The organism is Lelliottia wanjuensis (assembly GCF_030238365.1).
Taxonomy (GTDB): domain Bacteria; phylum Pseudomonadota; class Gammaproteobacteria; order Enterobacterales; family Enterobacteriaceae; genus Enterobacter; species Enterobacter wanjuensis.
Window position 1 is genome coordinate 79132 of sequence record NZ_JASSOT010000050.1, and the last position, 13637, is coordinate 92768.

At 56.5% G+C, this 13637-nt stretch carries 13 protein-coding genes; 2 read left to right on the forward strand and 11 right to left on the reverse strand.

The window, feature by feature from the left end:
• Positions 1 to 35 precede the first annotated feature (35 nt).
• Both traF and QQF33_RS05820 read right to left on the reverse strand, forming a co-directional pair.
• On the reverse strand, positions 36 to 1346 hold the full coding sequence (gene traF / locus QQF33_RS05815; RefSeq protein WP_285157535.1) for a conjugal transfer protein TraF: 1311 nt from the start codon (positions 1344 to 1346) through the stop codon (positions 36 to 38).
• Positions 1347 to 1512: 166 nt separating this feature from the next.
• Positions 1513 to 2001, reverse strand: a complete 489-nt coding sequence (locus QQF33_RS05820) for a cupin domain-containing protein (protein ID WP_282494832.1) — start codon at positions 1999 to 2001, stop codon at positions 1513 to 1515.
• Between the two features lie 116 nt (positions 2002 to 2117).
• On the opposite strand from QQF33_RS05820, the gene zur reads away from it, so the two are divergent.
• A complete protein-coding gene (gene zur, locus QQF33_RS05825) occupies positions 2118 to 2633 on the forward strand; it encodes a zinc uptake transcriptional repressor Zur (RefSeq protein WP_282494833.1) in 516 nt (171 codons plus the stop codon).
• Between the two features lie 68 nt (positions 2634 to 2701).
• Here zur and QQF33_RS05830 read toward each other — a convergent pair whose 3' ends face one another.
• The 4 genes from QQF33_RS05830 to QQF33_RS05845 form a co-directional block, all read right to left on the reverse strand.
• Positions 2702 to 2911, reverse strand: coding sequence for a CsbD family protein (locus QQF33_RS05830; protein WP_095280331.1), 210 nt, complete (start codon positions 2909 to 2911; stop codon positions 2702 to 2704).
• 145 nt (positions 2912 to 3056) lie between these two features.
• Complete coding sequence (gene dinF, locus QQF33_RS05835; protein WP_285157536.1) at positions 3057 to 4376, reverse strand: MATE family efflux transporter DinF; 1320 nt, start codon at positions 4374 to 4376, stop codon at positions 3057 to 3059.
• A 66-nt stretch (positions 4377 to 4442) separates the two neighbouring features.
• On the reverse strand, positions 4443 to 5051 hold the full coding sequence (gene lexA, locus QQF33_RS05840; protein ID WP_100778063.1) for a transcriptional repressor LexA: 609 nt from the start codon (positions 5049 to 5051) through the stop codon (positions 4443 to 4445).
• Positions 5052 to 5160: 109 nt separating this feature from the next.
• Positions 5161 to 5529, reverse strand: coding sequence for a diacylglycerol kinase (locus tag QQF33_RS05845; protein WP_282494835.1), 369 nt, complete (start codon positions 5527 to 5529; stop codon positions 5161 to 5163).
• A 154-nt stretch (positions 5530 to 5683) separates the two neighbouring features.
• Between QQF33_RS05845 and plsB the strand changes: the two genes are divergently transcribed.
• A complete protein-coding gene (gene plsB / locus QQF33_RS05850; protein ID WP_285150605.1) occupies positions 5684 to 8104 on the forward strand; it encodes a glycerol-3-phosphate 1-O-acyltransferase PlsB in 2421 nt (806 codons plus the stop codon).
• A 102-nt stretch (positions 8105 to 8206) separates the two neighbouring features.
• On the opposite strand, the gene ubiA is transcribed toward plsB, so the two are convergent.
• From ubiA to malK, 5 genes are all read right to left on the reverse strand, one after another.
• The gene (gene ubiA, locus QQF33_RS05855; RefSeq protein WP_285150606.1) at positions 8207 to 9076 is read right to left on the reverse strand and encodes a 4-hydroxybenzoate octaprenyltransferase; all 870 of its coding nucleotides are present in this window, start codon (positions 9074 to 9076) and stop codon (positions 8207 to 8209) included.
• 12 nt (positions 9077 to 9088) lie between these two features.
• Positions 9089 to 9586, reverse strand: coding sequence for a chorismate lyase (gene ubiC / locus QQF33_RS05860; RefSeq protein WP_282494838.1), 498 nt, complete (start codon positions 9584 to 9586; stop codon positions 9089 to 9091).
• Positions 9587 to 9768: 182 nt separating this feature from the next.
• Positions 9769 to 10728, reverse strand: a complete 960-nt coding sequence (gene malM, locus QQF33_RS05865) for a maltose operon protein MalM (protein ID WP_285150607.1) — start codon at positions 10726 to 10728, stop codon at positions 9769 to 9771.
• A 113-nt stretch (positions 10729 to 10841) separates the two neighbouring features.
• A complete protein-coding gene (locus QQF33_RS05870; RefSeq protein ID WP_282494863.1) occupies positions 10842 to 12194 on the reverse strand; it encodes a maltoporin in 1353 nt (450 codons plus the stop codon).
• Positions 12195 to 12362: 168 nt separating this feature from the next.
• Positions 12363 to 13472 carry a maltose/maltodextrin ABC transporter ATP-binding protein MalK gene (gene malK / locus QQF33_RS05875; protein ID WP_100778069.1) on the reverse strand — a complete coding sequence of 370 codons (1110 nt, stop codon included), beginning with the start codon at positions 13470 to 13472 and terminating at the stop codon, positions 12363 to 12365.
• Between the last annotated feature and the right edge of the window lie 165 nt (positions 13473 to 13637).

A 13637-nucleotide genomic window follows, 5' to 3' on the forward strand; every position in this document is an offset into this window, starting at 1 on the left:
AAAGAAAAGCCGGAGGCGCATGGCCTCCGGTCGTCTTAGAAGGTGACGCTCAGCTGCGCACCCGCGCCCCAGGTTTTGTCTTCCCCGTACAGGCCCATCAGATCCACATGGACCGCGTTGAACGGCGCAAAGCCAAGACCGCCGGTGAAGACGTTGCTGTCGTTGTCTTTCACGTCCGCACGATAACCGGCACGCACCGCCAGCCAGCTGAGGGGCGTAACTTCCGCACCGACGCCGACGTACTGGGAGTTTTCTTCACTTTTGAAGCCTTTGGTTTCGGTCAGATCGCCATCGGCGGTGAGCGTCACCAGATCGTTATGCCAGGCCACGCCAGCGGTCACCAGCGGACGGATCTGATAGGTATCTTTGTAGTTCACTTCCTCACCCGTGCGGCCATTACGAATGCGGACATCTTTGGTGTCGATATCACGCGACATCAGGTTTTGCCCGCTCAGGCCCACCGTCCAGTGCTCGCCAAAATCAGCGGTCACACCGGCATCGACGTTGAAACCGGTATCGTCCGTGCGATAGCGGCTGTTGTTCCAGTCGTCGCTGTCGTAGGTGTAGATGGAGGTGGTGTAGTTATAGAGCCAGGTTTTTTGCAGCTTTGGCGTGATACCGACGGAGACCGGTACATCGGCGATATCAAACTGACGCGCCACCGCCACGCCGTAATCCGAGACAATTGCTGCCCGGCCAGACGCGGTGGAGTTGAGGTTTTTGGTGATTTGATCCGAACCATTCAGGGCAGCATCCAGCGCGACGCTCCCGGCCACCAGTTTGCTGTTCTGGATGCTGCGCAGATAATCAATATCCTGCTGGTCGATGGAAGAGCTGACGCGCGCGTGGGCGTAGCCTTTTGCCACAAAGGCAACCGCCAGAACATGGTTGGGAATGCTGACCGCAATTCCGGCGCCGGCGTTAGCGCGGGCGGTTTTGCCTTTCAGATCGTCCAGTTCGTCAGCGAGATCTTTCGCCGCGCTCTGGAACTGGTTCACGGATCCTAAGGGATTAGCGATGATCTCAGCCGGTGTCAGGCTGTTGATCACATTGTCGTAGTGATCGACTTTATCGCTGATATCGTCGATCTGATCCTGCAGATTGTCTTTGTCGGTGATCTGCGCGCCGACCGAAGGCAGAATCACGGTAATGTCGTCATCCGGCTTAGATTTTGCCAGCAGCGCCGGGTTAATGAAGGCTCCACTACCGTAATTGCCCGAAGCAACGCCCGTACCACCCATCGCGTCGCTACGCGCTTCTGCCCAGGTATTAGCGGCGGACGCCTCGTTTGCCACAAACAGGGAGACAGCGATGCTAACCACCGAAAATTTTAAATGTTTTTTCACAGTATGCTCGTTTTATAGTCTGTTATTTAACAACCCTGTTATCTCTTAAACAGGGACGAACTATTGCTGTGAATAACATCAAAAAGACACGCTATTTCCTTAAGTTAAATCTTCCGGTTGGCCTGTTGTAATTTGTGACGGCCCTCAATATTTATAGAAGAGGAAATTATTTTCGCCCAGGTTTTCCGTCATGCGGGCCAAAAAACTGCGGGGGATGGTCCACCCAGCGGTCCTCTCGGGTGGCGGCATACACCGGATTGAGCGGGTAATAGATGCGGTTGTGTTTTTTGTTCGCCTCACCCACGACCAGCAGCCGAACCTCTTCCTCGGTGTTGTTGATAAAGGTGTGGCAGACCCCGGTTCCGGCCGGAAAACCGACGCTGTCGCCCGGCTCAAGTTTCCATAAATAACCGTTAATCCATGCCTGCGGATGCCCTTCAATCACGAAGATAAACTCCTCTTCGTCGCTTTCGGCGTGGGGATAAGAAGTGCGACGGCCCGGCGGCAGGCGTTCATGGTGAATACCAATCCGCCCCAGCCCCAGTTTTCGGGCCAGCGGCGCGCCGATGGCAAAGAGTTCGTCACTGTCCGGGTAAGTCGAATCGTCGGCACCTTCGACGTCGCGCCAGTGTCGGATGCAGTCAGGTCTTTTCATTCTGTTTATTCCCTTGTTTCGATGCGTCAGGTATAGCACACCGTGGCGGATCTCGGCGTTTTCAGCAGAACATGGTAAAGTGAGGGTTTTCCAGACTCCATACTCCGAGGTGCGACATGGACAAGACCACGATGCAAGATCTGCTGGCGCAAGCTGAAAAGCTCTGCGCTGAACGCAATGTGCGCCTGACCCCGCAGCGCCTTGAAGTATTACGTCTGATGAGCCTGCAGCGCGGTGCCATCAGCGCCTACGATCTGCTCGACCTGCTGCGCGAAAGCGAGCCGCAGGCGAAACCGCCAACGGTCTATCGTGCGCTGGATTTCCTGCTGGAACAAGGGTTTGTGCATAAGGTGGAATCGACAAACAGCTACGTGCTGTGCCATCTGTTCGATCAGCCAACGCACACTTCGGCTATGTTTATCTGCGATCGCTGCGGTGCGGTCAAAGAAGAAGGGGCGGAAGGCGTGGAAGACATCATGCATTCTCTGGCGGCAAAAATGGGCTTTGCCCTGCGCCATAACGTGATTGAAGCGCACGGGTTGTGCTCGGCGTGTGTCGAAGTGGAAGCCTGTCGCCATCAGGGCGAGTGCCAGCACGATCACTCCATTTTAGTGAAGAAAAAACCGCGCTAAAAACAAAGCGGGCGGCTGTTAGGCCGCCCTCAGGGATTGTACTTCCGTGTACAACGGGTAGAACTCTGTTACCAGCGGTAGTCGTTGCGTTTTTCCCAGTCAACAACCTCTTTTTCCGCCTGATCTTTCGCGTAGCCGTAACGTTCCTGAATCTTACCGACCAGCTGTTCGCGTTTACCTTCAATGACGGTCACGTCATCGTCGGTCAGTTTACCCCACTGTTCTTTCGCTTTACCTTTGAACTGTTTCCAGTTACCGCCGATTTCGTCTTTATTCATAATCATATCCTCATCGTTCGGTTATCACGTAAAATTCGTGTCGTCCGTTACGTTCATTTCTGCTGGACGTGATATTAATTGTAGATAAGGATTTGGCAGACGTTGAGAGATTCAGAATCTTTAACCGTTTCGTCAAACGAAGCCACTACGCAAACCAGGTATTGTTGCGCCAGTGACGCCGCCAGATCACCGCCAGAGAGAGGCCGCGCAGGGCGAGGAACACCGCCAGAGCCAGCCACAAACCGTGGTTGCCAAGCCAGGGCAGCGTGAAGAGCGTCAGGGCAAAACCGGCCGCCGCGACCGCCATGCTGTTGCGCATCTCGGCCCCGCGCGTCGCACCGATAAACATGCCGTCGAGCAAGTAGCACCACACCCCCACCATCGGTAAAACGACCTGCCAGAGAATGTAGTGATTTGCCAGCTCGCGCAGCTCAGGCAGCGAGGTTAAGAGCGCCACGATATTCGTCCCGAACAAAGCGTAGACGAGCGCAAAGCTTAGCGCCACCAGGCCCGACTGCCGACAGGCCGCCCGCCACACCTCCTGCAACTGCCCCGTTTCGCGCGCACCGTACGCCTGCCCTGAATGGGCTTCAACCGCATAGGCAAACCCGTCCAGCGCGTAGGCGGTGAAGGTCAGCAGAGTCATGAGCACCGCGTTCACCGCTACGATCTCCGGCCCGAGCCGCGCGCCGAATACCGTCAGCGCGCCAAAGCAGAGTTGCAGCAGCAGCGAGCGGAGCATGATGTCGCGGTTAAGCGCCAGCAGTTTGCGGATATTGCCGTGCCAGGCGGTTTTCAGCATCGCGAGTGTTATCCCGCGCATCGCCAGCACGCGTTTCACCATCCACAGTCCGATGAAGAAGGTGCCGTATTCCGCGACAACCGTCGCCAGCGCGGCCCCCTGCACGTTCATGTGCAGGCCCATCACCAGCCACAGATCGAGCACGATATTGAGCAGGTTTCCCACCACCAGCAGGATCACCGGCGCACGCGCGTACTGCACGCCGAGCAGCCAGCCGAGCAAAACAAGGTTTGCCAGCGATGCCGGGGCGCTGAGCCAGCGGATTTCAAGGAACCGTCGCGCCTGTTCGAGCACGGCTTCACTGCCGCCGACGACGTGTAGAGCCAGATCGATTAGCGGCGTACGCAGCAAAACAATCAGCAGCCCTGCACCGAGCGCAAGAATTAGCGGCTGGACCAGCGCACGAGCCAGACGAACCGGATCTTTAGCGCCAAACGCCTGGGCCGTCAGCCCGGTGGTGCTCATACGTAAAAAGAGCAGCAGCATAAAGAGGAAGCTGGTCGCCGTCGCGCCGATGGCCACGCCGCCGAGATAAACAGGGGAATCCAGATGGCCAATCACCGCCGTATCGACCAGCCCGAGCAGGGGAACGGTGATATTGGAGAAAATCATCGGCAGCGCGAGACGCCACAATGCCTTGTCTGAGGGAGTCAGCAGAGACATGAGAAAGTACCGGGAAAGATAAGAGACAGTCAGGCTGCGGAAAGACCGCAGCCTGTCAGAGAGACATTACAGCCATTCGCCGTTGCGGATCACGCCCACAGCCAGACCTTCGATGGAGAAAGCCTGTTCGCGGAGATCGACCACAATCGGGGAGAACTCGCTGTTTTCTGGCAGCAGCTGTACCGTGTTGCCCTGTTTTTTCAGGCGTTTCACGGTCACTTCGTCGTCGATGCGCGCAACGACAACCTGGCCGTTACGCACATCCTGGGTTTTGTGAACCGCCAGCAGATCGCCGTCCAGAATGCCGATGTCTTTCATGGACATCCCGCTGACGCGCAGCAGGAAATCGGCACTGGGTTTGAACATCGCCGGATCGACCTGGTAATGCCCTTCAATGTGTTGCTGTGCCAGCAGAGGCTCACCCGCTGCGACACGCCCCACCAGTGGCAGACCCTCTTCTTCTTCCACCAGCAGGCGAATGCCGCGTGACGCACCCGAAACAATCTCAAGGACGCCTTTACGCGCCAGCGCTTTGAGGTGCTCTTCAGCGGCATTTGGAGAACGGAAGCCCAGACGCTGCGCGATTTCCGCACGCGTTGGTGGCATTCCCGTCTGGCTGATGTGATCCCGAATAAGATCGAACACCTCTTGCTGTCTGGCCGTTAACGCTTTCATTCCGCCCCCTGGGTGTATATACAGTTATGCTGTGAGTATATACAGTCAAAGGTGATTTTGGAATCAAAAACTGCACAAAAAACCAGAGACTTATTCGATTCCTGAAGGCTTATCGAAAATGTGACCAAAGAAGCGTGATCCAGGTGATGGCAGCGATGATAATCGCCAGCAGCACGGCGGCAGAGCCCATATCTTTTGCGCGGCCCGAGAGTTCGTGGAAATCAGACCCGATGCGATCCACCACCGCTTCGATAGCACTGTTCAGAATTTCCACTATCATCACCAGAAGGACTGAACCAATGAGAAGCACGCGGGTAATAGGATCAACATCGAGGAAACAGGCGATGATCACCGCGACGACGGCGGCAACCCCCTCCTGGCGAAAAGCAGCTTCATTGATCCATGCGGCGCGGAAACCTTTCCATGAATATCCGGCAGCTTTGATGATTCGGGTTAACCCAGTGGTATTATTGGCCATTAAAAGAACCTTTTCTTAGATTTAGCGTCAGTAACTATAGCTGTAGCGCATTGCCATGCAGCCTGAAGTATGACCGGTAACAACAGAAATTTTGCGCGCTTTCTGTTATCCTTGCGCCGCATTTGCATTATTAACCAGAGGCTTTACATCGTTTATGTCCGGCTGGCCACGAATTTACTACAAATTACTTAATTTACCATTAAGCGTCCTGGTAAAAAGTAAGTCTATCCCGGCGGAACCCGCGCTGGAATTAGGGCTCGATACCTCGCGCCCGATTATGTACGTTTTGCCTTATAACTCGAAGGCAGACTTACTGACGCTGCGCGCCCAGTGTCTGGCGCACGACTTACCCGATCCGCTCGAACCCCTTGAGGTCGACGGAACGCTGCTGCCGCGCTACGTGTTTATTCACGGCGGGCCGCGCGTGTTCACCTATTACACGCCGAAAGAAGAGTCGATTAAGCTGTTCCATGACTACCTCGATCTGCACCGCAGCAACCCCAGCCTGGATGTCCAGATGGTGCCGGTGTCGGTGATGTTTGGTCGTCGTCCTGGACGTCAGAAAGGCGAAGAGAATCCGCCGCTGCGCATGCTGAACGGCATTCAGAAATTCTTTGCCGTCTCATGGCTGGGGCGCGACAGCTTTGTGCGTTTCTCCCCTTCCGTTTCGCTGCGCCGCATGGCGGATGAGCACGGCACGGACAAGATTATTGCGCAGAAACTGGCTCGCGTGGCGCGTATGCACTTCGCCCGTCAGCGTCTGGCGGCCGTTGGCCCGCGCCTGCCTGCGCGTCAGGATCTGTTCAACAAACTGCTGGCCTCGAAAGCCATTGCTCGCGCCGTCGAAGACGAAGCGCGCAGCAAGAAAATCTCTCACGAGAAAGCCCAGCAGAACGCGATTGCCCTGATGGAAGAGATTGCGGCCAACTTCTCCTACGAGATGATCCGCCTCTCCGACCGTATCCTGAGCTTCACCTGGAACCGTCTCTATCAGGGGATTAACGTCCACAACGCCGAGCGCGTGCGCCAGCTGGCCCACGACGGCCACGAGATCGTCTATGTGCCTTGCCACCGCAGCCACATGGACTATCTGCTGCTGTCCTACGTCCTTTATCATCAGGGACTGGTGCCACCGCACATCGCAGCCGGTATCAACCTGAACTTCTGGCCAGCCGGCCCGATTTTCCGCCGTCTGGGTGCGTTCTTTATTCGTCGTACCTTCAAGGGCAACAAGCTCTACTCCACGGTGTTCCGCGAATATCTGGGCGAGCTGTTCAGCCGCGGCTATTCCGTTGAGTATTTCGTCGAAGGTGGCCGTTCTCGTACGGGCCGTCTGCTTGACCCGAAAACCGGCACCCTGTCGATGACCATTCAGGCGATGCTGCGCGGCGGTACGCGTCCGATTACGCTGGTGCCTATCTACATCGGTTACGAGCACGTGATGGAAGTGGGCACTTACGCCAAAGAGCTGCGCGGCGCGACCAAAGAGAAAGAGAGCCTGCCTCAGATGCTGAAAGGCCTGAGCAAGCTGCGCAATCTCGGTCAGGGCTACGTCAACTTTGGCGAGCCGCTGCCGCTGATGACCTACCTGAATCAGCACGTTCCCGAGTGGCGCGAGTCTATCGATCCGATCGAAGCGATTCGCCCAGCCTGGCTGACGCCGACGGTCAATAACATCGCCGCCGATCTGATGGTGCGGATTAACAACGCCGGCGCGGCTAACGCCATGAACCTGTGCGTCACGGCGCTGCTGGCGTCTCGTCAACGTTCTCTGACGCGCGAACAGCTGACCGAACAGCTCGATTGCTACCTGGATATTATGCGTAATGTCCCGTACTCGGCAGATTCGACCGTTCCGTCTGCGACCGCCGGTCAGTTGATCGACCACGCGCTGCAGATGAATAAGTTCGAAGTCGAGAAAGATACGATCGGTGACATCATCATTCTGCCGCGTGAGCAGGCGGTGCTGATGACCTACTATCGCAACAACATCGCCCATATGCTGATGCTGCCGTCCCTGATGGCGGCGATCATCACTCAGCACCGCCGCATTTCCCGTCAGGAACTGCTGCGTCACGTTGAGACGCTCTATCCGATGCTGAAAGCCGAGCTGTTCCTGAGCTGGAGCAACGAAGAGCTGGCCATCGAGCTGGATAAACTGACCGCCGAGCTGCTACGTCAGGGCCTGATCGCGGTGAAAGACGATGAGCTGCATATCAATCCGTCACGCTCCCGTACGCTGCAGCTGCTGGCGGCCGGTGCGCGCGAGACGTTGCAGCGCTACGCCATCACCTTCTGGCTGCTGAGCGCGAACCCGTCCATCAACCGTGGAACCCTGGAAAAAGAGAGCCGCACCCTGGCTCAGCGTCTGTCCGTGCTGCACGGCATTAACGCGCCTGAGTTCTTCGATAAAGCGGTGTTCAGCTCCCTGGTGCTGACGTTGCGTGATGAAGGCTATATCAGCGATACCGGCGATGCGGAACCTGAAGAGACGATGCGGGTGTACCAGATGCTGGCGGAGTTGATTACGTCTGATGTGCGTTTGACGATTGAGAGTGCGACGCAGGACGAGTGATAAAAAAGCCCGGTGGCGCTAACGCTTACCGGGCCTACAGGTTCAATGCATCATGTAGGTCGGGTAAGGCGAAGCCGCCACCCGACTTTTTTTACACCTTTTTTAAGACCAGTAACTCATCGCCAGCCCCAAAAACAGCACCAGCCCGACGTAGTTATTGTTCAAAAACGCTTTGAAACAGGCTTCGCGCTCGCGGTTCGCAATCAGCTTTTGCTGATACACAAACAGCATTCCCGCCACCAGCACCGACCAGTAAAACTCCCAGTTCAGGGCGTTCAGATAGCCAATCAGTACCATCAGCCCTAACACGGCGACCTGCAATATCCCGATGATCAGCTTGTCGTGGCGACCAAACAGAATCGCCGTCGATTTGATGCCAATTTTCAGATCGTCATCGCGGTCGACCATCGCGTACTGGGTGTCATACGCCACCGCCCACAGGATGTTGGCGAGGAACATTAGCCAGCAGCTTAAGGGGACGGATTCGCTGACGGCGGCGAACGCCATCGGGATCGACCAGCCAAAGGCCGCGCCCAGCACCACCTGCGGCAGATGGGTATAGCGCTTCATAAACGGATAAACCCACGCCAGCGCCAGCGCCGCCACCGAGAGCAAAATCGTCATGGTGTTAAGCGTTAAGACCAGCAGGAAAGCGAGTAATACCAGCACCACAAACAGCGTGCGGGCCTCTTTCTCCGAGACCTGGCCGCTCGGCATTGGGCGGTTGGCGGTGCGTTTGACGTGGCCGTCAAATTTGCGGTCGGCATAATCGTTCACCACACAGCCCGCAGCACGCATCAGCCAGACGCCGGCCACAAACACCGCCAGGATCCACAGCGGCGGCAAACCTGGGGTGGCAACCCACAGCGCCCATAGCGTTGGCCACAGCAGCAAAAAAGTGCCGATGGGTTTATCGGTGCGCATCAAGCGGTGAAAAGCCAGCAGCTTGTCCTGCGTCAGACTCCACTCCATTTTCAAATCCTCTTAGTACAACGGCGATGCAGGCAAAAAGAGTTCTGTCAGCATGAGCGGCTTGCCGCTTAAGCGCAGGCGGGAACGGCGTCCCCACAGGTCTGCATCGCGACCAATCTCAATAAAATCACGGGTGAGCTCAGACGACGTGAAAAGATAACGTCCCAGCGGGGTTTTGCCCAACTGTTGCAGCGCCAGCTCCGGGCCGCACAGGGTCGATTCCGGGACTACCGTCCGCCCGGCAAGCCAGGGTTCACCGTCGGCGCAGAGTAAAATCTCGCGCAGCCAGTAGCGCTCCTCTTTCGGCAGCAGCGGCAGTTCACTGGCGACGTCTTCAGGCGCAACAAAGCCTTCCTGAATCAGCGTGACCGTGACTTTTTTCCCCTGCTGCTCAAAGCGTTTCGTCATGGAATCTTCCAGCAGCAGCCAGTCCAGCTGTTCCGGGTCAAGCGCGGGGATGTGTTCAAAATAGCGCAGCGCACGCAGTTGCGTTAGCGCAGGGTGTGACATGCCAGACTCTCCGATACATAACGTCTGGCTATTGTATCGCAGAAAAGCAGATTGGGGGCGGCCAAACGCGGTTTAGCGATCATTATCGCAACAGCGGTGCAACAGCTTTTTGCCGCACAAAAAAAAGTGCGCCCACTCAGGCGCACTAAACTACTGACAAAATCAGCACTGTGGGGAGACGGTCACCCCTTGCCTTTTACACTGCTGATAAAGGTGGAACGGGCAGTGGTCGAACCTAAACGCTCAGCTTCATCAAGCAGCTTCAGCGCTTTGTCTACATCGCCGCGATCAACTGCCTCTTTGATGGCGCGATTGAAGTAACTTTCGGTGTCATTCAGCATCGGTTCGGCTTTCTTCGCCGGAGCAGGTGCCGGTGCCGGGGCAGCAGCAGGTGCAGCGGCGACCGGTGCGGCATAGGCCGGAGCCGGAGCGGCGGTGTTACCCACGGTCACAGGGCCAGGGCCGGATGAGCCAAACAGTGGGCCGACCAGCACGCTGGAGGCAGAGGAAGTGCTCACTTTCAGTTTCAGGGTGCCGTCCGTGGTGTGACGCGCTTTCGGGTCCGGAATATCCGGCACCGCATTACCCGTCCCTTTGGCGTAGGCTTTAGCCGGGTCCACCAGCGTCGTGGTCTGGGTGAGATCCTGCGGCGTAGTGAAGACCAGCACATAAATTTTCTGCTGACCCAGCGCAGGCGTCAGGCGCATCACCCCTTCCAGGCGATCGGCGCTCATCACGCCCGGTTCCTGATAGGTGAAGTAGCTGCTCGGGAAGAACGCCGATGGCGTCATGTTCTGATCCAGAATCAGCACGTTCGGCGCGAAGACGTTCGTTTGTTTGTCGACGATACTGGTCAGCGTCAGGTTCAGCTCACCAATGTTCGCCGGAATGCTCCAGGCCGCGACCGGGCCGGAAATACCCGGGACATTCAGCTGCTGGCCGCTGGCAGAAAGATCGGTGCTTTGAGTTTTAGACTGGTCGACAGGGGTCCAGACCAGCTGTTGCAGCGCAGAAGCCGGGATGGCCGGGGCCGCCGTGGTGTTCTGTGGGACGAAATTGACATCGGCAAAACTGACTGCCGGTACGCTTGCCAGCAGGCCAGCGGTCAGGCAGAGGGCAACGAGACTTTTGTTCATTTTCATTTTATCACCTCAGAGTTCAAGCGCAGCGGTGGCCAGGCAATAGCGCGCGACGCTTAAATCAGAGGGGCTTGCGCCCCTCCTTTGTTTAGCCATTACGTGAGATTAAGGGCGGATTACCACCAGATTTCCATCTGGGCACCGAAGCTCCACTCGTCGGTATCACCGCGGCCCAGGCCAGCAGTCTGCATACCGAAGTTAGAGTTGTACTTAGAGTTAGTGGAAATTGGGCTACCGGAAGTGTCATAACCCCACTTCTCATCCCACTTCGCGTAAGTTGCGAAGACGCGGATTGCCGGACGGGACCAGATGCTGTCGCCCGCCTGCCACTGTTGCGCCAGGGTGATTTTGTACTGGTTGTTTTTGTCGCCGGTGTTCTGGGATTTGACGTTGTCGTAGCCCACTTCCAGCAAGGTACTCATGATTGGCGTCCATTTGTACATTGGGCGCACACCCACGGTGTACCATTTGGTGCCGTTGCCGTTATCCCAGTCGATGTCCTGGTACATACCGACGTACATCAGGTCCCAGCTGTCGCCCAGGGAGATTGCGCCGTGGTCGAGGATACGCAGCAGGTGGCCGTTGTTGTTGATGCCGTAGGCATACAGTTTGCCATCGGTGTCGTCATTACCCAGACCAATGCCCGCGCCCTGAGACAGGCCTTTACCCTGAGAGGTCATGGAGTCGGTGGCGTACTGAACCACAAATTTGTTAAAGCCTTTCAGCATGCTCTGGGTATGTTCTGCAGTGAACATCCAACCATCTTTAGAGGCATTTGGCTGCAGGTAGTAATCGTCGTTTACGTTGGTGTGACCGTAGTCAACGCCCAGTTCCAGCGTGCCGCCTGGGTTGATTTCCATCTGCGCTAAACGCACGTCGAAGACGTCGTTCGCGGTCTCAGTGGTGAAATCACGCACGTTGTTGCTGGCGAAGGTAGAAGAACCGCCCGCTTCAGTCGAACGGGTCACCGCCATGGAGAGTTTACCGAAGCCGAGATCCACGTTTTCCAGACCTGCACCCGGGCCGGAGATATCCCAGTAGTAGAAGTCGATCATGTGAACGTCATGACGCTGATAGAAGCGCTTACCGGCCCACATGGTGGAACCTGGCAGCCATTCAATCAGGTTTTTACCCTGCACGTTGGCTTCACGGAAGGCCGGGTCAGTGGCTTCCCAGTCGTTCTGCTGTGCAACGGAGTACGCGACGTTGGTGTCGAAGTAGAAGCTCTTATCACCTTCTTTCCACACTTCCTGGCCCAGTTTCAGCTCAGCGTAAGTTTCACATTCGTTACCAAGACGATATTTACTTTGTGCACCCGTTGCCTGGAAGCACTGTTGCGCGCCGCCGCTACCGGTCCAGCCGATACCCGAACGGGCGTAACCTTTAAAATCGACGGCACCCGCGTGAGCAGACAAAATGCCTGCTGTCACGGCGATTGCCAGGGGAAGTTTGCGCAGAGTAATCATTATTCTATCTCCTGAGATCATTGCTTTTCTTATTACACTTCCCCATTTGCACTGCCTCTTCGTTGGCTGCATTCGCTCACCCCGGTCACGTACTCATGTACGCTCCCGGGGATTCACTCATTTGCCGCCTCGATGCAGCACAAATGGTTTTGTGTAGTTTTGTTGGAATGCTTAAACGCCTGGCTCTTTATGCAGCCGACGACATGCAGTGCCATCCTCTCGGAACAGATGGCAACGCTCTGGCGGCAAACCGATAGCGAATGTGGCACCCTCTTCTACCAACACCACGTCGTTCTGGCGGTAAACCAGGTTCTGACGGATGGCGGGGATCTGGATATGAATCTGTGTTTCGTGACCAAGTTGTTCGACGACCTGCACTTCACCTTCCAGCGTCACATCGGCGATCTGACTTGGCAGTAAATGTTCAGGACGAATACCCAGGGACATGTTTGCCCCGACCTGTACGTTAGCGCTGTCCACTGGCAGCCAAATCTGCTGACGGTTCGGCAGTTCCACCTGTACCTGTTCGATAGCCGTTGCGGTCACTTTCACCGGCAGGAAGTTCATCTTCGGCGAGCCAATAAAGCCCGCAACGAAGCGGTCTGCCGGGTAGTGATACAGCTCCAGCGGTTTCCCCACCTGCGCGACGCGACCGGCGTCCAGCACCACGATTTTGTCGGCCAGCGTCATCGCTTCGACCTGATCGTGGGTGACGTAGACCATCGTGCGGCCAAGGCGTTTGTGCAGACGGGAGATCTCAATACGCATCTGAACGCGCAGGGCGGCGTCCAGGTTAGAAAGGGGTTCATCGAGCAGGAACACGCGCGGTTCCGCCACCAGCGTACGGCCAATCGCCACGCGCTGACGCTGTCCACCGGAGAGCGCTTTCGGTTTACGCTCCAGCAGGTGTGCCAGCTGCAGCACTTCCGCCACCTGAGTGACGCGCTGATTAATCACATCTTTTTTCGCCCCGGCCAGTTTCAAGCCAAAGGACATGTTTTCGGCGACGGAGAGATGGGGATAGAGCGCATAAGACTGGAACACCATGCCGACGCCGCGTTCGGCGGGCGGGATATCGTTCATGCGGGTTTCACCAATAAACAGATCGCCACTGGTGATGGTTTCAAGTCCAGCAATCATACGCAGCAGTGTTGACTTACCGCAGCCTGATGGGCCCACAAACACCACGAATTCACCTTCGTGGATGTCGAGATTGATGTCTTTAGACACCACTACGTCGCCCCAGGCTTTCGTTACATTCCGCAGCTGTACGCTCGCCATGCCCTTCTCCCTCGTTACAACCTGTCACCGACAGAAACATTCAACATAAGTTCACTATGGGGTATCGATAACTTCTGCAAATCCTCCACCCCCTGCCTTTTTCATGGGGGAGGAGGCGGGAGGATGAGATAACCGGTTCTGCCACCGCGCCGGGCGGGCTCTGGG